The 22,883-nt window shown below is 72.6% G+C and carries 22 protein-coding genes; 7 read left to right on the top strand and 15 right to left on the bottom strand.

Going from position 1 to position 22,883, the window contains the following annotated elements; all coding sequences use genetic code 11:
- Positions 1–10 precede the first annotated feature (10 nt).
- The 11 genes from ACWGIS_RS06420 to ACWGIS_RS06370 all read right to left on the bottom strand — a co-directional run bounded on the left by ACWGIS_RS06420 (position 11) and on the right by ACWGIS_RS06370 (position 11,079).
- Entirely contained in the window at positions 11–1,609 is a 1,599-nt protein-coding gene (locus ACWGIS_RS06420) for a hypothetical protein (RefSeq protein WP_453361254.1), read from the bottom strand.
- A 9-nt stretch (positions 1,610–1,618) separates the two neighbouring features.
- Positions 1,619–3,004, bottom strand: a complete 1,386-nt coding sequence (gene eccD / locus ACWGIS_RS06415) for a type VII secretion integral membrane protein EccD (RefSeq protein WP_453361253.1) — start codon at positions 3,002–3,004, stop codon at positions 1,619–1,621.
- 10 nt (positions 3,005–3,014) lie between these two features.
- Positions 3,015–3,332: a hypothetical protein gene (locus ACWGIS_RS06410; RefSeq protein WP_453361252.1), complete on the bottom strand. Its 318-nt coding sequence runs from the start codon at positions 3,330–3,332 to the stop codon at positions 3,015–3,017.
- A gap of 128 nt (positions 3,333–3,460) precedes the next feature.
- Entirely contained in the window at positions 3,461–3,772 is a 312-nt protein-coding gene (locus ACWGIS_RS06405; protein ID WP_121402948.1) for a pore-forming ESAT-6 family protein, read from the bottom strand.
- Positions 3,773–3,795: 23 nt separating this feature from the next.
- Positions 3,796–4,128 (bottom strand): hypothetical protein, encoded by a 333-nt coding sequence (locus ACWGIS_RS06400; protein ID WP_121402950.1) that lies wholly within the window; start codon positions 4,126–4,128, stop codon positions 3,796–3,798.
- 420 nt (positions 4,129–4,548) lie between these two features.
- Positions 4,549–4,938, bottom strand: coding sequence for a D-ribose pyranase (gene rbsD / locus ACWGIS_RS06395; protein WP_453361251.1), 390 nt, complete (start codon positions 4,936–4,938; stop codon positions 4,549–4,551).
- On the bottom strand, positions 4,935–5,834 hold the full coding sequence (locus ACWGIS_RS06390) for a ribokinase (RefSeq protein ID WP_453361250.1): 900 nt from the start codon (positions 5,832–5,834) through the stop codon (positions 4,935–4,937). The genes rbsD and ACWGIS_RS06390 overlap by 4 nt, the downstream gene beginning before the upstream one ends.
- A 165-nt stretch (positions 5,835–5,999) precedes the next feature.
- Complete coding sequence (locus ACWGIS_RS06385) at positions 6,000–7,952, bottom strand: ABC transporter permease/substrate-binding protein (RefSeq protein ID WP_453361249.1); 1,953 nt, start codon at positions 7,950–7,952, stop codon at positions 6,000–6,002.
- Positions 7,942–9,480 (bottom strand): sugar ABC transporter ATP-binding protein, encoded by a 1,539-nt coding sequence (locus ACWGIS_RS06380; RefSeq protein ID WP_453361248.1) that lies wholly within the window; start codon positions 9,478–9,480, stop codon positions 7,942–7,944. The genes ACWGIS_RS06385 and ACWGIS_RS06380 overlap by 11 nt, the downstream gene beginning before the upstream one ends.
- Positions 9,477–10,502, bottom strand: a complete 1,026-nt coding sequence (locus ACWGIS_RS06375; protein ID WP_453361247.1) for a LacI family DNA-binding transcriptional regulator — start codon at positions 10,500–10,502, stop codon at positions 9,477–9,479. The genes ACWGIS_RS06380 and ACWGIS_RS06375 overlap by 4 nt, the downstream gene beginning before the upstream one ends.
- A 139-nt stretch (positions 10,503–10,641) precedes the next feature.
- Positions 10,642–11,079 carry an ATP-binding protein gene (locus ACWGIS_RS06370; protein ID WP_453361246.1) on the bottom strand — a complete coding sequence of 146 codons (438 nt, stop codon included), beginning with the start codon at positions 11,077–11,079 and terminating at the stop codon, positions 10,642–10,644.
- Positions 11,080–11,303: 224 nt separating this feature from the next.
- Here ACWGIS_RS06370 and ACWGIS_RS06365 point away from each other — a divergent pair, with 224 nt between their 5' ends.
- The 6 genes from ACWGIS_RS06365 (at position 11,304) to ACWGIS_RS06340 (ending at position 16,613) form a co-directional block, all read left to right on the top strand.
- Positions 11,304–12,140: a helix-turn-helix domain-containing protein gene (locus ACWGIS_RS06365; RefSeq protein WP_453361245.1), complete on the top strand. Its 837-nt coding sequence runs from the start codon at positions 11,304–11,306 to the stop codon at positions 12,138–12,140.
- Positions 12,141–12,148: 8 nt separating this feature from the next.
- On the top strand, positions 12,149–12,352 hold the full coding sequence (locus ACWGIS_RS06360) for a DUF397 domain-containing protein (RefSeq protein WP_453361244.1): 204 nt from the start codon (positions 12,149–12,151) through the stop codon (positions 12,350–12,352).
- A gap of 8 nt (positions 12,353–12,360) precedes the next feature.
- Complete coding sequence (locus ACWGIS_RS06355) at positions 12,361–12,570, top strand: DUF397 domain-containing protein (protein WP_453361274.1); 210 nt, start codon at positions 12,361–12,363, stop codon at positions 12,568–12,570.
- Entirely contained in the window at positions 12,567–12,767 is a 201-nt protein-coding gene (locus tag ACWGIS_RS06350) for a DUF397 domain-containing protein (RefSeq protein WP_453361243.1), read from the top strand. Before ACWGIS_RS06355 ends, ACWGIS_RS06350 begins: the two co-directional genes overlap by 4 nt.
- Before the next feature lie 32 nt (positions 12,768–12,799).
- A complete protein-coding gene (recD2, locus tag ACWGIS_RS06345) occupies positions 12,800–15,058 on the top strand; it encodes an SF1B family DNA helicase RecD2 (RefSeq protein ID WP_453361242.1) in 2,259 nt (752 codons plus the stop codon).
- A gap of 265 nt (positions 15,059–15,323) precedes the next feature.
- The gene (locus ACWGIS_RS06340) at positions 15,324–16,613 is read left to right on the top strand and encodes a citrate synthase (RefSeq protein ID WP_121402961.1); all 1,290 of its coding nucleotides are present in this window, start codon (positions 15,324–15,326) and stop codon (positions 16,611–16,613) included.
- Positions 16,614–17,328: 715 nt separating this feature from the next.
- Here the strand turns inward: ACWGIS_RS06340 and ACWGIS_RS06335 are convergent.
- Together ACWGIS_RS06335 and ACWGIS_RS06330 are read right to left on the bottom strand one after the other, a co-directional pair.
- Positions 17,329–19,593 (bottom strand): heavy metal translocating P-type ATPase, encoded by a 2,265-nt coding sequence (locus tag ACWGIS_RS06335; protein ID WP_453361241.1) that lies wholly within the window; start codon positions 19,591–19,593, stop codon positions 17,329–17,331.
- Positions 19,594–19,705: 112 nt separating this feature from the next.
- Positions 19,706–19,945, bottom strand: a complete 240-nt coding sequence (locus ACWGIS_RS06330; protein ID WP_453361240.1) for a heavy-metal-associated domain-containing protein — start codon at positions 19,943–19,945, stop codon at positions 19,706–19,708.
- Positions 19,946–20,145: 200 nt separating this feature from the next.
- Between ACWGIS_RS06330 and ACWGIS_RS06325 the strand changes: the two genes are divergently transcribed.
- Positions 20,146–21,189 carry a zinc-dependent alcohol dehydrogenase family protein gene (locus tag ACWGIS_RS06325; protein WP_453361239.1) on the top strand — a complete coding sequence of 348 codons (1,044 nt, stop codon included), beginning with the start codon at positions 20,146–20,148 and terminating at the stop codon, positions 21,187–21,189.
- Between the two features lie 144 nt (positions 21,190–21,333).
- On the opposite strand, the gene ACWGIS_RS06320 is transcribed toward ACWGIS_RS06325, so the two are convergent.
- Entirely contained in the window at positions 21,334–21,534 is a 201-nt protein-coding gene (locus ACWGIS_RS06320) for a helix-turn-helix transcriptional regulator (protein WP_355788220.1), read from the bottom strand.
- Between the two features lie 335 nt (positions 21,535–21,869).
- Positions 21,870–22,871 carry a sugar phosphate isomerase/epimerase family protein gene (locus tag ACWGIS_RS06315; RefSeq protein WP_453361238.1) on the bottom strand — a complete coding sequence of 334 codons (1,002 nt, stop codon included), beginning with the start codon at positions 22,869–22,871 and terminating at the stop codon, positions 21,870–21,872.
- Positions 22,872–22,883 lie beyond the last annotated feature (12 nt).

Below are 22,883 nucleotides of genomic sequence, written 5' to 3'. Positions count from 1 at the left end.
CGGCGGACGCTCATCGCACCCTCGTCGCGCGCCGCATGGCCTCGGCGGCGAGGCGGACCGTGGCGTCGCGGGTGGTCTGCCCGAGCAGCTCGGTGCGGATCGGGCCGCCGCCCGCCAGATGACGGTCGTAGGGGAGCGGGATCACGGTGACGCCCGTCTCCTTCAGGTGGGCGGTGGCGGCCTTGACGTCCAGCACCAGGTCGGGCGAGCCGGCGGTGAGCGCGACGACCGTCGAGGCGAGCGCGGCGTGCGGCAGCTGGGCCAGCCAGTTGAGGACCTGGCGGGTGCCGTTGACGCCCTCGGCGGTGGTCGGGGCGACGACCACCCGGGCGTGGGCGGTGTCCATCGCCGTACGGGCCACCTCGCCGGGCAGGCTCTCGCAGTCCACCACCGTCACCGCGAAGTAGCGGCGCAGCGCCAGCGTCACCGTGCGGTACGTGGGGACGTCCAGCGGGGCGCCGACGCGGCCCCGGCTCGCGGGCAGCAGCCAGCCGCCGTCCGCGACCGGCACCAGGTAGCCGGTGACGTCGTTCAGCCGCATCGAGGGGCTGAGGACCTGCGCCAGGTCCGCGCAGGCCCAGCGCACGGACTCGGCGCCCATCCGCACGGGCAGCGTGCCGAGCGCCGCGTCGGCCTCCAGGGTCAGCACCGGGTCGTGCCGGTAGTGGTTGAAGGTCCGGCCGAGCAGCGCGGAGACCGTCGACTTGCCGACGCCGCCGCGGATCGACGTCACCGCGATGACCCGCCCGGTGGTGACCGGCTGCTGGAGCTCCCGGGCCATCCGGGTCTCCTCCGCCACGTCCTGCGCGGCGGACGCGGTGAGCCGGCGCAGCGAGCGTCCGGTGCGCCGGGTGAGCGAGTCCCCGTGCTGCGGCCGGCCGAGGGCGCGGGCGAGCCGCGGGTCGACGGTCGGCACGGCCTCCGGAGCCGACTCCGGCAGCCGGGGATCGTGCGGCCCCCGCGGCACGGGACTGTCCCCGGGGTTCCCGCCACCCGCCGCGGCCGAAGGGGCCGGGTGCGCGGGGGCCGGGGACGGCGCGGGGTTCACGGCGGCGGGCGCCGCGTGCGGGTCCGGAAGGGCCGGTGACGTCCCGGGGCGTACGGGCGCAGGCGCGGCGTGCGGGTCCGGGTGGGCCGGATACGGCGCGGGGCGTACGGGGGCGGGCGCCACGTGCGGGTCCGGGTGGGCCTGCGACGGCGCGGGGCGTACGGGCGCGGATGCCGCGTGCGGGTCCGGGTGGGCCGGGGCGGGGGGCGCGGTCTCCAACGGCGGGGCGGGGTACGCCGGTTCGGCGCCCGGTGCGGCGGGCGGCGTGGCAGCGGAGGGCTCCGCTCCCGGGCGCGGCGGATGCACGAGACGCAGCGCGGGCTCGCCCCGCCGCCCGCCGGGGGCCCCGGCGCCGGGAACACCGGCGTGCCCCGGGCCGGGCGTCGGCGCGGTGGCGGCGGGGTTGCGCGCGGCACCGTCCGGTGCGGCGGCCGTACCGGAGTCGCCGGCCGTCGCGGGCACACCGGTGTCGCCCACGGCCCGGGGCTCCCCGGTGGTCTGTCCCAGCCGGCGCAGCACGTCGCGCTGCCAGTCCCCTCCCCGTCCCTGTTCCTGCGCCATGTCCGCCCCTTACGCGAAGGTGTCGAGCAGTCGTCCGTACACGCCGAAGACGCCGAGAACCAGCGGGAACAGGGCGATCACCCCGACGGATTCCAGCAGGTCGCCGACGCGCCGCAGCCGCACGCGCACGTGCTCGGCGGGCTGCACCGACAGGACCAGCAGCGGCAGCACCGCGAGGCCCGCCAGCACGGCCAGCGGCCCCGCCGCCCCGGAGCGGTCGAGCCACACCAGGAGCAGCCGCACCGCGAGCACGGCCGCCGCCGCCAGCAGCACCACCACCTCCGCGACCAGCGGGAAGGCGCGGGCCCGCAGCGCCGCCACCACGGTCGTGACGACCGCGAGCAGCACCGTCCACACGGTGGGCTCGCGCAGCGCCAGGACACCCGCGGCGACCGCCGAGACGGCCACCGTGACCGTCGCCAGCGCCAGTCCCCGGTGGGTGGCGGCGAGCGCCGCGGACACCTGGTACCGGCTCACCGAGGCGCCGCCCGAGCGCCGGTCGTCGAGACCGGACAGCCCCGACGCCATCAGCGCCAGCCGGGGCAGCAGCCCCAGGACGACGACGGACCCGACGGCGAGCACGGCGCCGACCCGGGCCTGTTCCCCGGCGCCCGACATGCCGGGCTGGAGGGCGACGGCCGCCTCCCAGCAGACGCCCGTCGCGGCCAGCGCGGCACCGCCGACGAGCCCGCCCCGGCCCAGCGGCGTGAACCGGCCGAGCAGGACGAGCGTCACGACGACCGCCGCCACCGCTCCCGCCGCCTGCACCGCGCCCGGCCAGTCGCGGGCGTCGCCCAGCGTCCGGGCACCGAGCACCCCCAGCGCCCCGCCGGTGGTGAGCAGCGTGGCCGCGAGCCCGCGCCGTCCCGCCCGCCCGAGCAGCGCACCGCCGAGCAGGCACACCGCGGCGACGGCGAGCAGCACGGCGCCGACGGACCCGTGCGCGTAGTGCGCCCGCGCGACGACACCGGCGACGAGCGCCCAGCCGACGGTCGCGAGCCCCGCCACGATCCGCCGGACGGCGGGCCGCCAGCGCCAGGCACGGACGTCCAGGTCGTCGGCGGTCTCGTCGCTGACGTCGTGCACCACCGGCGCCGAGGGCGCGTCCTCGGCGCGCACCAGCCGCAGCACGGCGCCGTCGGGCACCCCCGCGGACTCCAGCGTGCCGTCGTGCGCGAGCGCGGAGCCGTCGGCGGTCACCAGGTGACGCAGCTCGGGGCGTTCGGAGACCCGGTCGCCCAGCAGCCGCAGCACCTCGGGCAGCAGCAGCCCGACGGGTTCCCGGGACGGCAGGACGAGATCCACCCGCCGTCGCTCGCCGACCAGGGTGACCCGGCTCAACGCCGTGCGGCCCGTCGGCGCGGTCCGGCTCGAAGCGCCCGTGGAGATCACCATGTCGTTCCTGTCACCGGGTAGAAGGGGTCGCTGAGGAAGCGGAGGGCTGCGGGGAGGACCCCGGGGACGCAGGGGCGGAGACGCCCGGGGAGGGCTGTACGGGGCCGCCGTTCGGGCTCTTCCCGATGATCCGGTGGGACACGAACGACCACCCCACGCATCCCGCGCAGAGCACCGCCGCGATCACCACCCCGGCGAACATCTTCCCCAACCGCTCGTCCACCGCGCGGCGTTGCCGCTGCGCCCCGAACAGCAGGGCGTCCCGCAGCCGCCGGCGCCGTACCGACACGGACTCCAGCAGCTGGCTGTCGTACTCCTGGGCCGTCACCGTGTTCCCTTCGGCATGGACGTGCCGTTCGCCGGGATCCGGGGGATCCCGTCCGCGGTTCCCCCGCCGCGGCCCGGTGTGCCGGGCCCAGGGCCGCGGACGTCCGCCGCGGCCCGGGCCGGCCGGCCTCAGCCGATGTTGTCGACCGCGGCGCGCGCCTTGGCGAGCGTCGCCTGCGCGGTGCCGTCGTTCTGCTCCAGCGTCGTGCGCACGAGGCGGATGATGTCGCGGACCTCGTTCGCCGCGCGGTTCCAGCGGACTTCCTTGCCGTGGTAGTCGTCGGAGACACCGTCGGCCTGGAACTCGGCCATCGCGGCCTGCACCGCGCGGTCGCGGTCCCCGAGGACGCGCTCCAGCTGGCCGATGATGCCCTGGAGACTGCCCTGCACCTCGGTGGAGGCGCCGGTGTCGTACGAGCGGCGGTCCTGGTTCTGACCCATGATTCAGATCCCCCTGAGTCGTCTTATCGGGCGCCGAAGCGGGCCGCGTCGAAGTTGGCCTGCCCCATGTTCTGGTGGGCGTTGTCCTGCTGCTCGGTGTCACCGGTGCCGAACGCGGTGTCCATCCCGCCCTGGCCGCCGAGGATCGCGCCGAGCGAACCGTTCAGCGCGTCGGTGATCTCGTCCGCGCGGTTCTTGAACGAGTCGAACGCGGCCTTGCCGGCTCCGTTGAACTTCCCCTCCAGCGGCTCCGCGGCCTGCACGAGCCACTTGATCAGGGTGCCCAGGTCGTCGCTGGATCCGACCGTGCTCTTGCCCAGGTCCGCAAGGGTCGTGGCCCCCATGTCGAACTTCACGTATCCACCCCCGTGTATCGCGTATGACTCACCAGTACGTCGAACATCGTGACCCATAACGCGTTGCAGCGGCAACGCCGTTGGCCGTCAAGTGACACGATCAGGACGTAACACGGACTTGTTCGCAATGCGTCGTCCCCGGGGCTCCCGAGGGGCTCCCGAGGGGTTCTCGCGGGGTGCCGACGGATCCCGCGAAAAAACTTCGGAAGTCCGTGCAACCCTTCCGGGAGTCCGCGGGTCTAGCTTGCGTCAGGACTCTTGGAGGGGGATCCGGGGGGATCGCGGGGGTTCTGATACGGAGGGGAAAGCCGAAGGGGCCCGGTCGACGGACCGGGCCCCTTCGAAATCCCCGGACCTGAGAGCGTTGCCCCGGCGGACGGCCGCGACCACGCGCCTCACGGCCCCGGTACGCCGGACTCCTCAGAAGAACACCCCGCACCGCAGCAGCACGTTCGCGTACGGACGCGCCTCCCCGGTGCGCACGATCAGCCGCGCGCCCGCCGAACGCGACTTCAGCTCCTCGTGGGACACCAGTTCCAGTACGGGCAGCCGCGAGCGGAGCAGCGCCGCCGCCTCCGGGTTGGCCTCCCGCACCTCGTGGGCGGCCGTCCCGCCCTCCACCACCAGCTCCGCGAGCAGCCCGTCCAGGACCTCGGCGAACGACGGCACCCCGGCCCGGAACGCCAGGTCCACCAGCCGGGGCCCGTCCGGGACGGGCATCCCCGCGTCGCACACCAGCACCCCGTCCCCGTGGCCCAACTCGGCGATGGCGCCCGCGAGATGACGGTTCAGTATCCCGGCCCTCTTCACGGCGCGCCGACCTCCTCGGCGGTCGGGAAGGACACCTGGGCGCCCTCCCGGGTGACGGCGGCGGCGCCGACCCGGGCCGCGTACGCGGCGGCCACGGGCAGGGACGCCCCCGCGCCCAGCCGCCAGGCCAGCGCCGCGGTGAACGCGTCGCCCGCCCCCGTGGTGTCCACCGCCTCCACCGTCACCGGCGCGACGCGGACCGTCCCGCTCCCGTCCGCCACCAGCGCGCCGGCGGCGCCCAGTGTGACGACGACCGAGCGCGGACCGAGGGCGAGCAGCGCCCGAGCCCAATCCCCGGGCTCGCGTCCCGCCGCCCCGCCGAGCAGGACGCGGGCCTCGTGCTCGTTCACGATCAGCGGGTCGCAGGCCGCCAGCAGCTCGGCGGGCAGCGGCACGGGCGGCGACGGGTTGAGGACGAAGCGGGAGCCGGACGGCAGGCTCCGTACGGTTTCCACGACCGTCTCCAGCGGGATCTCCAGCTGCGCCGAGACCACCCGCGAGGCCCGCAGGAGCCCCTCCGCCGCGCGGACGTCGGCGGGCGTCAGCCGCCCGTTCGCGCCCGGCGAGACGACGATGCTGTTGTCCCCGGACGGGTCGACGGTGATCAGCGCGACCCCGGTGGGCGCCCCGCCGACGAGCACCCCGGAGGTGTCGACGCCGGCCGCGCGCTGGGAGTCGAGCAGCAGCCGTCCGTGCGCGTCGTCGCCGACCCGCGCGAGCAGGGCGGTACGGGCGCCGAGCCGGGCGGCGGCGACCGCCTGGTTGGCGCCCTTGCCGCCCGGGTGGACGGCGAGGTCGGAGCCGAGCACCGTCTCCCCGGCCGCGGGCCGCCGCTCGACCCCGATCACCAGGTCGGCGTTGGCCGAGCCCACGACCAGCAGGTCGTAGTCGTACATCAGCACACTCTTTCCGTACGTCGACGGGGCGGACCCCGTCCGTCCACGGGAGCCGGGACCGGCCCCCGTACGCCGGTGGGGGCCGGGTCCGCGTGAGGCGGACCCGGCCCGGCCACCGGCGAACGGCCCGCGGACCGGCGGGGCAGCCGGCCGGCGGGCCGGGCGTCAGCCGCCGAACCCGGCCACGTTCTCGGACGTGACCACCTTCACCGGCACCTTCACGGTCTCGTCGACCTTCCTGCCCTCGGCCGCGTCCAGCGCGTTGCGCACCGCGATCCGGCCGAGCTCCTTGGGCTGCTGGGCCACGGAGGCGTACAGGGTGCCCGCCTCGACCGCCTTCAGCCCGTCCGGGGTGCCGTCGAAGCCGATGACGGCGACCGACTTGCCGGCCTTCGAGCCGAGGGCCTTGATCGCGCCGAGCGCCATCTCGTCGTTCTCGGCGAAGACGCCCTGGACGTCCGGGTGGGCCTGGAGCATGTTCGTCATGACGTCGAGGCCCTTGGTGCGGTCGAAGTCCGCGGGCTGCTTGGCGACGACCTTGATGCCGGGGAACTCCTTGAGGCCCGCGGCGAAACCGGCGCCCCGCTCCCGGCTGGCGGACGTGCCGGCCTGGCCCTGGAGGATCGCGATGGTGCCCTTGCCGCCCAGCTTCTCGGCGAGGGTCCGGGCGGCGAGCCTGCCGCCCGCCACGTTGTCGGAGGCGACCAGCGCCGCCGTGTCCGCCTTGTTGACGCCCCGGTCGACGCCGACCACGGGGATGCCGGCCTTGTTCGCGGCGCGTACCGCGGGGCCCGCCGCGTCGGAGTCCACCGGGTTCACGATGATCGAGCCGAGGCCCGAACTGGTGAAGTTCTGGAGCTGGTTGGCCTGCTGAGAGGCGTCGTTCTGCGCGTCGGTGACGGTCAGGTCCGCGCCGAGCTTCTTCGCCTCCTGCTGGGCACCGGCCCTGATCTGGACGAAGAACGGGTTGTTCAGGGTCGACAGGGACAGTCCGACCTTCTTGTCGGTGCCGCCCGAGGAGCCGTTGTGCAGGAAGGACATGCCGCCGACGACGGCCGCCGCGACCACCGCGGCCAGCAGATAGGTGCCGGCCTGCCGGGCCCGGCCGCCCGGGCCGCCCGTCCCGGCGGCGGTCGGGGTCGCCCCGGCCTTGCGCCGCACCGTGTCGAGCAGCACCGCCAGCGCGATCACGACACCGATGACGACCTGCTGCCAGAACGCCGACACGGAGAGGAGGTTGAGGCCGTTGCGCAGCACCGCGAGGATCAGCGCGCCGATCAGGGTGCCGGACGCCTTGCCCGTGCCGCCGGCCAGCGAGGCGCCGCCGATGACGACCGCGGCGATCGCGTCGAGCTCGTAGCCCTGGGCGGCCTGCGGCTGCGCGGAGGAGAGCCGGGAGGCGAGCACGATGCCCGCGGCGGCGGCGAACAGCCCGGACAGCGCGTAGATCGCGAGCTTCTGCTTCTTCACCCGCAGACCGGAGAGGCGGGCCGCCTCCTCGTTGCCGCCGATCGCGTACATGGAGCGCCCGATGTACGTGCGGCCGAGGATCAGGGCCGTGATCAGGCCCATCACGATCATCACGAGGACCGGCACCGGCAGCCAGCCGCCGAGGGTGTCGCCGAGGTGCGAGACGGAGTCGGGGAAGGGGATCGGGCTGCCCTGGGAGATCACCAGGGACAGTCCGCGGCCCACCGAGAGCATGGCCAGCGTCGCGATGAACGGCGGCAGCTTCCCGTACGAGATCAGCACGCCGTTGACCAGCCCGCACGCGATGCCGGTGGCGACCGCGAGGAGGACCGCGATCCACACCGGGACGCCGTGCGAGGTGGCCGTCCAGGCGAGGACGGTGGCGGAGAGCGCGGCGACGGAACCGACCGACAGGTCGATGCCCGCCGAGACGATCACGAAGGTGACGCCGAAGGCGAGGATGGCGGTGACGGCCGCCTGGACGCCGATGTTGAGCAGGTTGTCGGTCGTCAGGAAGTCGCCGGACAGCGCCGACATGGCGACGACGAGGACGATGAGCGCGGTGAGCGCGCCGTTGTCGAGAAGGAGGCGGCGGACCGCCGAGGCGCCACTGGCGCCCGATGAGCTCTTGAGCGTGTCAGTGGCCACGGGAGTCCTCCACTGCGGTAGTTCCGGTGTTGGCGGTAGCGGGTGTGCTGACGGCGAGTGCCATCACCGCGTCCTGGGTGGCGTCGGCGGCGGGGAGTTCGCCCGCGATCCGGCCCTGGGCCATGACCAGCACGCGGTCGCTCATGCCGAGCACCTCGGGCAGGTCGCTGGAGATCATCAGGACGGCGGCTCCGGCGGCCGTGAGCGCGTTGACGAGCTGGTAGATCTCGACCTTGGCGCCGACGTCGATGCCGCGCGTCGGCTCGTCGAGGATCAGCACTTTGGTGTCGGCGAGCAGCCACTTGCCGATGACGACCTTCTGCTGGTTGCCGCCGGACAGGGTGCGGACGTGCTGGCCGAGTCCGGCCATCCGGACGCCGAGCTGCCCGGCGATCCGGGCGGCGGCCGCCCGCTGGCCCTTGAGGTCGACGAGCCCGCCGTGGGTCGCCGAGCGCAGGGTGACCAGTCCGAGGTTCTCCTCCACGGAGGCGTCGAGCAGCAGTCCCTGGCCCTTGCGGTCCTCGGGGACCAGCCCGATGCCCGCGGTCATGGCCGCGGTGACGTCGCGGCGCGGCAGCCGCGCCCCGGCGACCTCGACGGTGCCGCTGTCGTACGGATCGGCCCCGAAGACCGCCCGGACGACCTCGGTGCGTCCCGCGCCCACCAGTCCCGCGATGCCGACGACCTCACCGGCGCGCACCTCGAACGACACGTCGTGGAAGACGCCGTTCCTGGTGAGCCCCTCGACGGTCAGCAACGCGGCCCCGGTGTCGGCGCGTTCGCGCGGGTACTGCTGCTCGATCGACCGGCCCACCATGAGGCGTACGAGTTCGTCCTCGGGCGTGGAGGCGGGCACCTGGCCGACGCTCCTGCCGTCCCGGATGACGGTGACCCGGTCGCCGAGGGCGGCGATCTCCTCCAGGTGGTGCGTGATGAAGACGATGCCGACGCCGTCCTCGCGCAGCCTGCGCACGATCGCGAAGAGCTTCTCCACCTCCTCGGAGGTGAGCACCGCGGTCGGCTCGTCCATGATCAGGACGCGTGCGTCCAGGCTGAGCGCCTTGGCGATCTCGACCATCTGGAGCCGCGCGATGCCCAGTTCACGCACCCGGGCGCGGGGGGACACGCGCACGCCGACCCGGTCGAGCAGTTCGGCGGCGTCGGCCTCCATCTTCTTCCGGTCGATCAGCCCGAAGCGGCGCGGCTGCCGGCCCAGGAAGATGTTCTCGGCCACCGTCAGGTCGGGGACCAGGTTGAACTCCTGGTAGATGGTGGCGATCCCGAGGCGCTCGGAGTCCTGGGCGCCGTGGATGCGCACCTCCTCGCCGTCGACGAGGACGCGCCCGGCGTCGGGGCGGTAGGCGCCGGAGAGCATCTTGATGAGGGTGCTCTTGCCCGCGCCGTTCTCCCCGAGCAGCACGTGCACCTCGCCGCGGCGCAGGTCGAAGTCGACGCTGTCGAGGGCGACGACGCCGGGGAACGTCTTGCGTATCCCTTCGATACGCAGCAACTCGTCCGTACGGCTCACGGGTTGCTCCTTTGCACGGGAGGTACGGGTGCCGGCTCGCCGCACGAACGGCGCACGACGAGACGGGCGGGGAGGGTGACGGACTGCGGGGGCCGCCCTTCGATGCGGTCGACCAGGGCGCGGACGGCGGCCCGGCCCAGTTCGCCGGTCGGCTGGGCGATCGCCGTGATCGGCGGGTCGGTGTGCACGAACCACGGGATGTCGTCGAAGGCGGCGAGGGCGATGTCCTCCGGGACCCGCAGCCCGCGGGCCCGGACGGCGTCCAGCGCGCCGAGCGCCATCAGGTTGTCCGCGGCGAAGACGACCTCGGGGGGTTCGGGCAGGTCGAGGAAGGCCTCGGTGGCCCGGCGCCCGCTCTCCGCCTGGAAGTCGCCCTGGCCCGTGTAGGCGTCGGGCAGGCCGATGCCGTACTCGGCGAGCGCCTCCCGGAACGCCTCCACGCGCTCACTGCCGGTGGTGGTCGCCGCCGGTCCCGCGATGATGGCGAGCCGCCGGTGGCCGAGCCCGTACAGGTGGGCGACCAGATCGCGTACCGCCGCCCGCCCGTCCGCCCGGACGACCGGCACGTCCACCCCGGGGATCCAGCGGTCCACGAAGACCATCGGGGTTCCCGCGCGGGCGGCGTCCAGCATCCCGGGGGAGCCGCCGTCGGCGGGGGAGACGAGGAGGCCGTCGATCCGGCGGTCGAGCAGCGTGCGGACGTGGTGGTCCTGGAGGTCGGGCCGCTCGTCGGCGTTGCCGATGATCACGCTGTAGCCGAGGGCGCGGGCCTCCTCCTCGACGGAGCGGGCCAGCTCGGTGAAGTACGGGTTGAGCACGTCGCTGATGACCAGGCCGAGGGTGCGGGTCTGGTCGGTGCGCAGGGAGCGGGCGACGGCGTTCGGGCGGTAGCCCAGGGTCTGCACGGCGGTCAGGACACGGGCGCGGGCGTCCGCGCTGACCGACGGATGGTCGTTCAGGACGCGCGAGACCGTGGCGACGGACACGCCCGCCTCGGCAGCGACGTCCTTGATGCTCGCCATCGTCGCTCCACCTCCTCGTGGAATCGATTACACGGAGGATTGGAATCGATTACATGCGGAAGGGCAAGGGGCTGGCGATGGCCGAGATTCAATCGTGACCCACGGCGTGATTCCGCCCCCCCGGCCCCTCCGGAGGCGCTCAGGCGGCGGCCGGCTCGCACCACACGTACTTGCCCCGGTTGCCGTGCCGCGCCAGCGGATGCCAGCCCCAGCCGGTGGAGCAGGCGCGCACCAGGGCGAGTCCTCGCCCCTGTTCCAGGTGCACTCCCTGTCCTGCCTGCCCCTCCTGCCCTTCCTGTCCGGACGGCACCGGTGGCTCGGGCGGCTCGGGGTCCGTGTCCCAGGCCCCGATCCGCAGCGTGGCCGGCGGAGACCAGCGCACCCGGAGGGCGGCGGGGCCCTTCGTGTGGCGTACGGCGTTGGAGATCAGCTCGGTCGCGAGCAGCTCGGCGACGTCGGTGAGGCCGATCAGCCCGTGCATGGTGAGGATCAGGCGGACGGTGCGGCGGCTGACGGTGACGGCGCGCAGATCGTTGGGGACGTGGAGGGAGTACTCCCACGACTCGGGTTCGGGCATGCGGCAACTCCGTTCGGTGGATGGGGGGTTGCGGCGAGCGGGCGGTGGCAGGGTCGCGCCCGTCATGGCAGGACGGGGCGGTGCGCTTCCGGGGTCCTGGTGGTGCCGCAGGGTGTGCGTCGCGTCACTGACGGTAGGTCTTACAGATAAGACGGAGCAACCCGATCGCGTAATCTGGCCCCGGACGAGTCGCAGCAGCGCACTCGTTGGAGAAGGAGCGGACGATGGTCCTGAGGCGTGAACCCACGGCGCGTCAGGTGCGCTTGGGGACCGAACTGCGCCGTCTCCGCGAGGCGGCCGGCCTGACCCCGACGGAAGCGGCGGCGCTGCTCGGGGTCAACAGGGTGCAGATCAGCCAGATCGAGTCCGGTCTCGCGGGAGTGAGCGAGCAGAGGCTGCGCCGCCTCGCCTCGCACTACGCCTGCACCGACGAGGAGTTCGTCGACGCGCTGGTGGCCATGGCGACGGACCGGACGCGGGGCTGGTGGGAGCAGTACCGGGGGTTGCTGCCCACGTCCTTTCTGGACCTGGCTGAACTGGATCACCACGCGGAGTACCGGAACCAGGTGGCCGTCCTGTACGTGCCGGGTCTTTTGCAGACGGAGGAGTACGCACGTGCCGTCTTCTCGGCTCGTGTCCCGGAACTCACGGACGAGGAATTGGAGTTGCGTGTGCTGCACCGGATGGAACGCCAGAAGGCCGCCATCCCGTACAACGTGGTGATCCATGAGGCGGCGTTGCGCATCAGGGTCAGTGGCCGTTCCGCCTCCCGGTCCCAGCTCGCCCGGCTTCTCGAAGCCTCCGAGGCGGACCACATCACGCTGCAGGTGATCCCCTTCGACCTCGACGGATTCGCCAACGCCTCAAGCGCGATGACCTACGCAGGTGGGCCGCTGCCCAGACTGGACACGGTGGTTCGCGATGCACCCCATGGCTCGGTCTTCATCGATTCCGACGCTCAGTTGGAGACCTACCGAAGGAACTTCCGTAGGGTGCAGGGTGTATCGCTCGCCCCCGGACGGTCCCGCGAACTCATCAACGACCTGGCGAAGGAATTGTGAGGCGTCCCATGACGGTCTTCGACAACTGGCGGAAGTCTTCCCACTCGGGCGAGGGCGACGGCAACGATTGCGTGGAGATCGCCAACTCCACCACTCACGTTGCCGTTCGCGACACCAAGGCGCCCGCTCGGGCCACCCTCACCTTCGTTTCCACAGCCTTCAACGCTTTCGTTCAGACCCTCAAGAAGGCGCCCGAGGGGTTGGGCTTGTGACCCGCCCCATGGCCTCGCCCGGGACCTGGCGCAAGTCGTCCCACTCGGGCGAAGGCGACGGCAACAGCTGTGTGGAGATCGCGAACTCCGCCACTCACGTGGCCGTCCGTGACTCGAAAATCCCTGCCCGAGCCACCCTCACCTTCCCCGTGACGGCCTTCGTGCCCTTCGTGCAGGCGCTCAAGGAGCCGGTGGAGGAGTCAGGAGCCACCCCGTGACCCGCCCTGGCAACTGGCGGAAGTCGTCCTACTCCGGTGGCGGTGACGGCAACAACTGCGTCGAGGTCGCCACCCGCCCCACCCACGTCGCCGTACGTGACTCGAAGACCCCTGCCCGGGCCACGCTCACCTTCCCGGTCGCCGCCTTCGCCCCCTTCGTCGAAGGGCTCAAGAAGGCCCCCGTCGCCGATCGCTGACGGCTGTCACACCCCCCGGGTACCGTCGGGGCATGGCTGATCAGGCGGGGACCCGCCAGGTGACCCTGGCGGTGGTGGAAGGCGTACTGGAGCGCATCACGTACGCCAATGAGGAGACCGGGTACACGGTGGCCCGGGTGGACACCGGCCGTGGTGCCGGCGACCTGCTGACCGTCGTCGGCTCGCTCCTCGGCGCCCAGGTCGGCGAGTCCCTGCGCCTGGAGGGCCGCTGGGGCTCGCACCCGCAGTACGGCAAGCAGTTCACGGTGGAGAACTACACGACGGTGCTCCCCGCCACCGTCCAGGGCATCCGCCGCTACCTCGGCTCGGGCCTGGTCAAGGGCATCGGCCCGGTCTTCGCGGACCGCATCACGCAGCACTTCGGCGTCGACACGCTGCGGATCATCGAGGAGGAGCCGAAGCGGCTCATCGAGGTCCCCGGCCTCGGCCCCAAGCGCACCAGGAAGATCGCCGACGCCTGGGAGGAGCAGAAGGCGATCAAGGAGGTCATGCTCTTCCTCCAGAGCGTCGAGGTGTCGACCTCCATCGCCGTCCGCATCTACAAGAAGTACGGCGACGCGTCGATCTCGGTGGTGCGGAACCAGCCCTACCGCCTCGCGTCGGACGTCTGGGGCATCGGCTTCCTGACCGCCGACAGGATCGCCCAGTCCGTCGGCATCCCGCACGACAGCCCGGAGCGCGTCAAGGCCGGTATCCAGTACGCGCTCTCGCAGTCCACCGACCAGGGCCACTGCTACCTCCCCGAGGAGCGGCTCATCGCGGACGCGGTGAAGCTCCTCCAGGTGGACACGGGCCTCGTCATCGAGTGCCTGGCCGGGCTGGCCGCGCCCGGCGAGGACGGCGAGGACCCCGGCGTCGTGCGCGAGAAGGTCCCGGCGCCCGACGGCGGCGACCCGGTCACCGCCGTCTACCTGGTCCCCTTCCACCGCGCCGAACTCTCCCTGTCCGCCCAGCTGCTGCGGCTGCTGCGCACCGGCGAGGACCGGATGCCGGGGTTCCACGACGTGGACTGGGACAAGGCCCTCGCCTGGCTGAAGGGGCGTACGGGCGCGGAGCTGGCCCCCGAGCAGGAGGCGGCCGTCCGGCTCGCGCTGACGAAGAAGGTCGCCGTCCTCACCGGCGGACCGGGCTGCGGCAAGTCGTTCACGGTTCGCTCGATCGTGGAGCTGGCCCGGGCCAGGAAGGCCAGGATCGTGCTGGCGGCGCCCACGGGCCGGGCGGCCAAGCGCCTCGCGGAGCTGACCGGCGCCGACGCCTCCACCGTCCACCGGCTCCTGGAGCTGAAGCCCGGCGGGGACGCGGCGTACGACCGGGAGCGGCCGCTCGACGCCGACCTGGTGGTGGTGGACGAGGCGTCGATGCTGGACCTCCTGCTCGCCAACAAGCTGGTCAAGGCGGTCGCCGAGGGTGCCCACCTGCTGTTCGTCGGCGACGTCGACCAGTTGCCCAGCGTCGGCGCCGGCGAGGTCCTGCGCGATCTGCTCGCCGACGGCAGCCCGATCCCGGCCGTCCGCCTGACCCGGGTCTTCCGCCAGGCCCAGCAGTCCGGGGTGGTGACGAACGCCCACCTGATCAACGCCGGCCGGCAGCCCGTCACCCAGGGCCTCAAGGACTTCTTCCTCTTCGTCGAGGACGACACCGAGGAGGTGGCCCGGCTCACCGTGGACGTGGTGGCCCGGCGCATTCCGGCCAAGTTCGGCCTCGACCCGCGCCGCGACGTGCAGGTGCTCGCGCCGATGCACCGCGGCCCGGCGGGCGCCGGAGCGCTGAACGGCCTGCTCCAGCAGGCCGTCACCCCGGCCCGCCCCGACCTCCCCGAGAAGCGCTTCGGCGGCCGGGTCTTCCGCGTCGGCGACAAGGTCACCCAGATCCGGAACAACTACGAGAAGGGCGAGAACGGCGTCTTCAACGGCACCGTCGGCGTCGTCACCTCGCTCGACCCGGACGAACAGCGCCTGACCGTGCGCACCGACGAGGACGAGGAGGTGCCGTACGAGTTCGACGAGCTGGACGAACTGGCCCACGCGTACGCCGTGACCATTCACCGCTCCCAGGGCAGCGAGTACCCGGCGGTGGTGATCCCGGTCACCACCAGCGCCTGGATGATGCTCCAGCGCAACCTGCTCTACACGGCGGTCACCCGCGCCAAGAAGCTGGTCGTCCTCGTCGGCTCCCGCAAGGCGATGGGCCAGGCGGTCCGCACGGTCTCCGCGGGCCGCCGGTGCACGGCCCTGGACCACCGCCTCGCGCCGCGCCCGGCGCACGCCTGACCAAGGGCCGCGGCGCCCCGTGAGAACGGGTCACAACGCCCGCCGTCGCAGGTATCGAAGAAAATGATCGATCAAATGAGTCACAAAGGTCACACTCCACTTCCGGAAGCGGGGCGGAGGGGGGCAGGATGAGCAGGTTGGCGGCACTGAGTGCCGCCAATAGGCCCAATGGTCGACCCCGAGTGCACTCTCCAGGGCCAAATGGGGGATGGTAGAGACAGTCAGGGCACCTCGAAGAAGAGGCACAACGTCGGTGAGGGATGACGTGAGCGACAACTCTGTAGTACTGCGGTACGGCGATGGCGAGTACACCTACCCGGTGATCGACAGCACCGTCGGCGACAAGGGCTTCGACATCGGGAAGCTCCGCGCCCAGACCGGTCTGGTCACGCTCGACAGCGGATACGGCAACACCGCCGCCTATAAATCCGCGATCACCTACCTCGACGGCGAGGAAGGCATCCTGCGGTACCGCGGTTACCCGATCGAGCAGCTCGCCGAGCGCTCCACCTTCCTTGAGGTGGCGTACCTGCTGATCAACGGCGAACTGCCGACCGTCGACCAGCTCTCCACCTTCAAGGGCGAGATCACGCAGCACACCCTGCTGCACGAGGACGTCAAGAACTTCTTCCGCGGCTTCCCGCGTGACGCCCACCCCATGGCGATGCTGTCGTCCGTGGTCAGCGCGCTGTCCACCTTCTACCAGGACAGCCACAACCCGTTCGACGAGAAGCAGCGCCACCTCTCGACGATCCGCCTGCTCGCCAAGCTTCCGACGATCGCGGCCTACGCGTACAAGAAGTCGATCGGTCACCCGTTCGTCTACCCGCGCAACGACCTCGGTTACGTCGAGAACTTCCTGCGGATGACCTTCTCGGTCCCCGCCCAGGAGTACGACCTGGACCCGGTCGTCGTCTCCGCGCTCGACAAGCTGCTCATCCTGCACGCGGACCACGAGCAGAACTGCTCGACCTCCACCGTGCGCCTGGTCGGCTCCTCGCAGGCGAACATGTTCGCCTCGATCTCCGCCGGCATCTCGGCTCTCTGGGGCCCGCTGCACGGCGGCGCCAACCAGTCGGTGCTGGAGATGCTCGAAGGCATCCAGGCGTCCGGCGGCGACGTCGACACCTTCATCCGCAAGGTGAAGAACAAGGAAGACGGCGTGAAGCTCATGGGCTTCGGGCACCGCGTCTACAAGAACTTCGACCCCCGGGCGAAGATCATCAAGGCCGCCGCGCACGACGTCCTCTCCGCCCTCGGCAAGTCGGACGAGCTGCTCGACATCGCGCTGAAGCTCGAGGAGCACGCGCTGGCCGACGACTACTTCGTCGAGCGCAAGCTCTACCCGAACGTGGACTTCTACACGGGCCTGATCTACCGCGCGATGGGCTTCCCGACCGAGATGTTCACGGTCCTGTTCGCCCTCGGCCGTCTGCCGGGCTGGATCGCCCAGTGGCACGAGATGATCAAGGAGCCGGGTTCCCGCATCGGCCGCCCGCGTCAGATCTACACGGGTGAGGTCCTCCGCGACTTCGTCCCGGTGGAAGCCCGCTAAACAGCGAAGCTCCTCCAGGTCAACCGCCCCGACGGCTCCTCCCGAAAGCGAGTGAGCCGAAGGGGCGCGCCTGTGTCGAGGGGCCGAACGCGCGGGGGCCGCGACGAAGGAGGGGTCGAGCACGATCGGCCCCTCGACACAGGCTTCCGCGCCCCGGAGGCGAACCGAGCGCCTGAAAAAAGGGGAGCCCCGGAGGCGAGCGAACCGAGCTGAAAAATACGGAAAGCGCCCTGCTGCCGGTCCCCCCACGGGCCGGCAGTCAGGGCGCTTTCCTTGTCCCGGTACGGATTCCCCCCACGGGATCCGGCCGGGCGTCTGTGGGACAGCGCCTGAATCGCTGCGAGCTAAACGAGCAAAACTGGTGACACCACTGCGTGACGCGGTGCGGTCTGCCGGGACCCGTACGGACCGGGAGGGCCGCTCAAAGCTCTCCGGCGTACGTGCCCCGGCAACGCAGTTCCGGGAACGTCCCCCAAGACATCCCCAGATGCCGGCTCCGCCCCCCAAGACGTTGCCGACACCGCCAACTTAGACTCACGAACCCCTTCGTTGGTTACGTTCACATCACTGTGACCTGCGTCTCTTGCGTATGTCCTGAAAATGCGCAAGAGCCCCGATACGTCGATCGGAGGGCAAGCGTAAGGATGCTGCGCGAGCCTTGTGAAGAGCTTATGTGAGCCTTCCGTTGGACTCTAGAGGGACTCCCGCCTCGTCGTCATGAGAATGCCCTGAGCCGAAGGCTGTTCGTCACCACGAACACCGAGGAGAAGGCCATGGCGGCGCCCGCGATCATCGGGTTCAGGAGTCCCGCGGCGGCCAGCGGCAGTGCGGCCACGTTGTATCCGAAGGCCCAGAGCAGGTTCCCCTTGATCGTGGCGAGGGTCCGGCGCGAGAGCCGGATCGCGTCGGCGGCGACGCGCAGGTCACCGCGGACGAGGGTCAGATCGCCGGCCTCGATGGCCGCGTCGGTCCCGGTGCCCATGGCGAGGCCCAGGTCGGCGGTGGCGAGTGCGGCGGCGTCGTTGACCCCGTCGCCCACCATGGCGACCGTCCGGCCCTCGCCCCGGAGCCGCTCGATCACCTCGACCTTGCCCTCGGGCAGCACCTCGGCGAAGACCCGGTCGATGCCGACGGCGCGCGCCACGGACTCGGCCACCGCCTGGTTGTCGCCGGTCAGCAGCACCGGCGTGAGCCCGAGGGCGCGCAGGGCCCGTACCGCCTCGGCGCTGGTCTCCTTGACCGTGTCGGCGACGGTGAGGACGCCGATCGCCGTCCCGTCCCGGGTGACCACGACGGCCGTACGGCCCCCGGCCTCCGCCTCGGCGCGGGCGCGGGCCAGCTCGGGCGGGAGCGTGCCGTGCGGCAGCCGTCCCACCGTGACCTCCCGTCCCCCGACGCGCCCGCGGACGCCGAGTCCGGGGACGTTTTCGAAGTGCTCGGGAGCCGGCAGGGCGCCGGTGCGTTCCTCGGCGCCCGCGGCGACGGCCCGGGCGATCGGATGCTCCGAGGCGTGCTCCAGGGCCCCGGCGGCCCGCAGCAGCTCGCTCTCGCCGACGCCCTCGGCGGCGTACACCTCGTGCAGGGTCATCCGGCCGGTCGTCACCGTCCCGGTCTTGTCCAGGACGACGGTGTCGACACGGCGGGTGGACTCCAGGACCTCGGGGCCCTTGATGAGAATGCCGAGCTGGGCACCGCGCCCCGTGCCGACCATCAGCGCGGTAGGGGTCGCGAGGCCGAGGGCGCAGGGGCAGGCGATGATGAGCACCGCGACGGCGGCGGTGAAGGCGGCCACCGTGTCACCGGTGAGGCCGAGCCAGAAACCGAACGTGCCGACGGCGATCAGCAGCACCACCGGCACGAAGACCGCGGAGATCCGGTCGGCGAGGCGCTGCACCTCCGCCTTGCCGTTCTGCGCGTCCTCCACGAGCCGGGCCATCCGGGCCAGCTGGGTGTCCGCGCCGACGCGGCGGGCCTCCACGACCAGGCGTCCCCCGACGTTCACGGTGGCGCCCGTGACGCCGTCGCCGGCGGACACGTCCACCGGTACCGACTCGCCGGTCAGCATGGACGCGTCGATCGCCGAGGTCCCCTCGACGACGGTGCCGTCGGTGGCGATCTTCTCGCCGGGCCGTACGACGAAGCGGTCGCCGACGGCCAGCCCGCTGACGGGGACGCGCACCTCCCGGCCGTCCCTGAGGACACTGACGTCCTTCGCGCCGAGTTCCATCAGCGCCCGCAGGGCCGCCCCGGCGCGCCGCTTGGAGCGGGCCTCCAGATAGCGGCCGAGCAGGATGAACGCGACGACGCCGGCGGCGACCTCCAGGTAGATCGTGGACGCGCCGTCGTGCCGCGAGACGGTGAACGTGAAGCCGTCCCGCATGCCGGCCATGCCCGCGTCGCCGAAGAACAGTGCCCACAGGGACCAGCCGAAGGCGGCGAGCGTGCCGACGGACACGAGGGTGTCCATCGTGGCCGCGCCGTGCCGGGCGTTGGTGAGGGCGGCCCGGTGGAAGGGCAGTCCGCCCCAGACGACGGCGGGCGCGGCGAGGGTGAGCGCGAGCCACTGCCAGTTGTCGAACTGCAGCGCCGGGATCATCGACATCAGCACGACGGGCAGGGCGAGGGCGGCGGAGACGGTCAGCCGCTGCCGCAGGGAGGCGAGTTCGGGGTCGTGGTCGTCCCCGGCGGGCGCCTCCGTGTCCTCGGCGGGCGGGGGAGCGGGCTCCTCGGCCGTGTAGCCGGTCTTCACCACGGTGGCGATGAGGTCGGCGACCTGTGTCCCCGCCGGGTAGGTGACCTTCGCCTTCTCGGTGGCGTAGTTCACCGTGGCGGTGACGCCGTCCATCCGGTTGAGCTTCTTCTCGACCCGGGCCGCGCAGGAGGCGCAGGTCATCCCGCCGATGACGAGTTCGACCTCGGAGGCCGGGACGGGCGGTGCGGGGGTGTCCGCCGCCGGGGTCCTGGCTGCTGCGGTGGTCATGTCCGGCTCCAGTCGATGGGCCGGGCCGTACGGAGTCGGTGTCTGCCGGCCGGTACGGCCCGGTGCGGGGACGAGGTGCTGCGGACGGTGCCGCAGCCGGGGTCGGGCGGGGTCAGGCGCGGCCGACGAGCTCGAAGCCCGCCTCGTCCACGGCGGCGCGTACGGCGTCGTCGTCGAGCGGCGCGGCGGACACGACGGTGACCTCGCCGGAGGAGGCCACGGCCTTCACCGAGTCGACGCCGGCGATCTCCGAGATCTCGCTGGAGACGGATCCTTCGCAGTGGCCGCAGCTCATGCCGCTCACCCGGTAGACGGTCGTGACGGAGTGCGGGGTGCCGGTCTGGGCGGTCATGGCGTTGCTCCTCGTCGAGGCAGGGGGCGTTCCGGGGCGGGTGGGGGACCTGTGAGATGCGGGTTCCCACTCACCGCACTCCACACTATACCCCTAGGGGGTACTAAACGGTCGGGTGGGACGCGACCGGACCGGGACAGGACCGGGCTACGCGGATAGCGTTCCCCGCGGACACGGTCTCCGGGTGAGGGGCGGGACGGATGCGGGCAGTGGTGTTCGAGCGGTACGGCGAGCCGGCGGAGGTGCGCGAGGTGGCGGACCCGGCACCGGCCGAGCACGGGGTCGTGGTGCGCGTCGGGGCCACCGGGCTGTGCCGCAGCGACTGGCACGGCTGGCAGGGGCACGACCCGGACATCACCCTGCCGCACGTGCCCGGTCACGAGCTCGCCGGGGTCGTCGAGGCCGTGGGCGCGCGGGTGACCGGATGGCGCCCCGGGGACCGGGTCACCGTGCCCTTCGTCTGCGCCTGCGGCACCTGCCCCGCCTGCGCGGCGGGCGACCAGCAGGTCTGCGAGCGCCAGACCCAGCCCGGCTTCACCCGCTGGGGGTCCTTCGCGCAGTACGTGGCGCTGGACCACGCCGACGTGAACCTGGTCGCGGTGCCCGAGGAGCTGTCCTTCGGGACGGCGGCCTCGCTGGGCTGCCGGTTCGCCACGGCGTTCCGCGCGGTCGTGGCGCAGGGGCGGGTGGCGGCGGGGGAGTGGGTCGCCGTGCACGGGTGCGGGGGCGTCGGGCTGTCCGCCGTGATGATCGCGGCGGCCTCGGGCGCGCGGGTCGTGGCGGTGGACGTCTCCGCCCGGGCGCTGGAGCTGGCGCGGACGTTCGGGGCGGCCGAGTGCGTCGACGCCTCCGGGGCCGCGGACACGGCGGAGGCGGTGCGGGAGGTGACGGGCGGCGGCGCCCACCTCTCCCTGGACGCCCTCGGTTCCCCCGCCACCTGCGCGGCCTCCGTGAACGGCCTGCGCCGCCGCGGCCGTCACGTGCAGGTGGGCCTGCTGCCCTCGCCGACCGGCTCCACCCCGGTTCCGATGGCGCGGGTGATCGGCCTCGAACTCGAAGTGCTGGGCAGCCACGGGATGGCGGCGCACGCCTACCCCCGGATGCTGGAGCTGGTGCGGGCCGGTGTGCTGCGCCCCGATCTGCTCGTCACGTCCACCGTCCCGCTGGACGCCGCACCGGCCGCGCTGGCGGCGATGGGCACGGCCCCGGGCTCCGGGGTCACGGTCATCGAACCGTGGGCCTGAGGGCGAGGAGAGTGGCCGAATCGCCGTCGCCGAGCGGCCCACCGCCCGCATCCGGGCCCGCGGCGCAGCCCCGGCCCGGCTTCCCGCCCGCCGGACCGGCCGCGGGCGGCGCTCTGTCGCCTGCGCGGGCCCGTACCCCCGGGGTCAGTCCTCCCGGCGCCCGCGGTTGCCCGGGCGGGAGGCGACCCAGGCCCGCACGGTGTCGGCGTACCAGTACGGTTTCCCGCCCTCCACATGGTCGGGTGGCGGCAGCAGGCCGTGTTTGCGGTACGACCTCACGGTGTCCGGCTGCACCCGGATGTGCGCGGCGATCTCCTTGTACGACCAGAGCCGACGGTCGGTCATCAGTGGCACCTCCCTGCGCGCGCCGCGGCGGCGGCCGGGGGCGGCCGTCGGGGGAGCCGGGCGCTTCGCTGGCGATCACAAAGCCTGTGCCCGTTGAACGACACTCCGTGACGGGAGGCTGGCCCTGTCGCCCGGGTGTGACCCAAGACCCGCGTATACGCGACATGTGTGACAGGAAGCGGGTCTTTGTGACACGAGTGACGCATTGGACGCCCTGAGCCCCCTGGGAACGGCCGGCCCTTGACCCCTCGGCCCCCGTAGCCCCTCGGCCCGCGTCGGACCGAGGGGCCGGTTCCGCAGTCAGCCCGGCGCCCGGACCCGCGCGCCTCGCGCGTTCAGGCCCCGCAGGACCGGAGGAACGCCCGGGTCCGCTGCGCGATCGGCAGCGGTTTGTCCGGCGGGCACGGGTACATGTCCTGCTCGACGATCGCGAAGAGGTCGACGTCGAGCTTCTGCGCGGCGGCGAGGACGGGCTCCAGCGCCGGCACGCCGGACGGCGGTTCGCACATGACCCCGCGGGCCACGGCGGGCCCGAACGGCACCTCGCCCGCCCGGACCTCGGCCAGGACCAGCGGGTCCACCTGCTTGAGGTGGAGGTAGCCGATGCGCTCGCCGTACGTCTCGATGAGCTTGACGCTGTCGCCGCCGCAGTAGGCGTAGTGCCCGGTGTCCAGGCACAGCGAGACGAGCGAGGAGTCCGTGGCGTCCAGGAAGCGGGTGACGTTCTCCTCGCTGTCGATGTGCGTGTCGGCGTGCGGGTGGACGACGATCCGCAGCCCGTAGCGCTCCCGCACCTCGTGGGCGAGGCGCTCGGTCTGGGCGGTGAGGCTGCGCCACTGCGTCGGGGTCAGGGTCCTGTCCTCCAGCACCGCGCCCGTCTTGTCGTCGCGCCAGAAGGAGGGGATGACGACGAGGTGCTCGGCGCCCATCGCCCGGGTGAGCTCGGCGATGGCCGAGACGTGCGCCCAGGTGGACTCCCACACCGCCGGGCCCCGGTGCAGGCCGGTGAACACCGTGCCGGCCGAGACCGTGAGCCCGCGGCGCGCGGTCTCCTCCGCGAGGACGGCGGGATCGGTCGGCAGATAGCCGTAGGGGCCCAGCTCGATCCACTCGTATCCGGACGCGGCGACCTCGTCGAGGAAGCGCCGCCAGGGGACCTGTCGCGGGTCGTCGGGGAACCAGACCCCCCAGGAGTCGGGAGCCGAACCGATCCGGATGCGGGACAGTGAGGACGGAGGCGACGGCCGCGGTGACGGCTCGGGTGACGAAGGGCGTGCGGGTCCGGGTGACGACGGGCGTGACGGCTCGGGCGATGGCTGCGGTGACAACGACGTCATGGGCGTCAGCTT

Source organism: Streptomyces sp. NPDC054842, assembly GCF_053611025.1.
This window is presented reverse-complemented; position numbering and strand designations above follow the sequence as displayed.

What these genes read in the sequence shown, in the direction of transcription:
- ACWGIS_RS06420 (WP_453361254.1), bottom strand. Translation starts at nt 1,609, where the DNA reads ATGGCGCAGGAACAGGGACGGGGAGGGGACTGGCAGCGCGACGTGCTG.
- eccD (WP_453361253.1), bottom strand. Translation starts at nt 3,004, where the DNA reads ATGGTGATCTCCACGGGCGCTTCGAGCCGGACCGCGCCGACGGGCCGC.
- ACWGIS_RS06405 (WP_121402948.1), bottom strand. Translation starts at nt 3,772, where the DNA reads ATGGGTCAGAACCAGGACCGCCGCTCGTACGACACCGGCGCCTCCACC.
- ACWGIS_RS06390 (WP_453361250.1), bottom strand. Translation starts at nt 5,834, where the DNA reads ATGTACGACTACGACCTGCTGGTCGTGGGCTCGGCCAACGCCGACCTG.
- ACWGIS_RS06375 (WP_453361247.1), bottom strand. Translation starts at nt 10,502, where the DNA reads ATGGCGAGCATCAAGGACGTCGCTGCCGAGGCGGGCGTGTCCGTCGCC.
- ACWGIS_RS06370 (WP_453361246.1), bottom strand. Translation starts at nt 11,079, where the DNA reads ATGCCCGAACCCGAGTCGTGGGAGTACTCCCTCCACGTCCCCAACGAT.
- ACWGIS_RS06365 (WP_453361245.1), top strand. Translation starts at nt 11,304, where the DNA reads ATGGTCCTGAGGCGTGAACCCACGGCGCGTCAGGTGCGCTTGGGGACC.
- ACWGIS_RS06360 (WP_453361244.1), top strand. Translation starts at nt 12,149, where the DNA reads ATGACGGTCTTCGACAACTGGCGGAAGTCTTCCCACTCGGGCGAGGGC.
- ACWGIS_RS06355 (WP_453361274.1), top strand. Translation starts at nt 12,361, where the DNA reads ATGGCCTCGCCCGGGACCTGGCGCAAGTCGTCCCACTCGGGCGAAGGC.
- recD2 (WP_453361242.1), top strand. Translation starts at nt 12,800, where the DNA reads ATGGCTGATCAGGCGGGGACCCGCCAGGTGACCCTGGCGGTGGTGGAA.
- ACWGIS_RS06335 (WP_453361241.1), bottom strand. Translation starts at nt 19,593, where the DNA reads ATGACCACCGCAGCAGCCAGGACCCCGGCGGCGGACACCCCCGCACCG.
- ACWGIS_RS06330 (WP_453361240.1), bottom strand. Translation starts at nt 19,945, where the DNA reads ATGACCGCCCAGACCGGCACCCCGCACTCCGTCACGACCGTCTACCGG.
- ACWGIS_RS06325 (WP_453361239.1), top strand. Translation starts at nt 20,146, where the DNA reads ATGCGGGCAGTGGTGTTCGAGCGGTACGGCGAGCCGGCGGAGGTGCGC.
- ACWGIS_RS06320 (WP_355788220.1), bottom strand. Translation starts at nt 21,534, where the DNA reads ATGACCGACCGTCGGCTCTGGTCGTACAAGGAGATCGCCGCGCACATC.
- ACWGIS_RS06315 (WP_453361238.1), bottom strand. Translation starts at nt 22,871, where the DNA reads ATGACGTCGTTGTCACCGCAGCCATCGCCCGAGCCGTCACGCCCGTCG.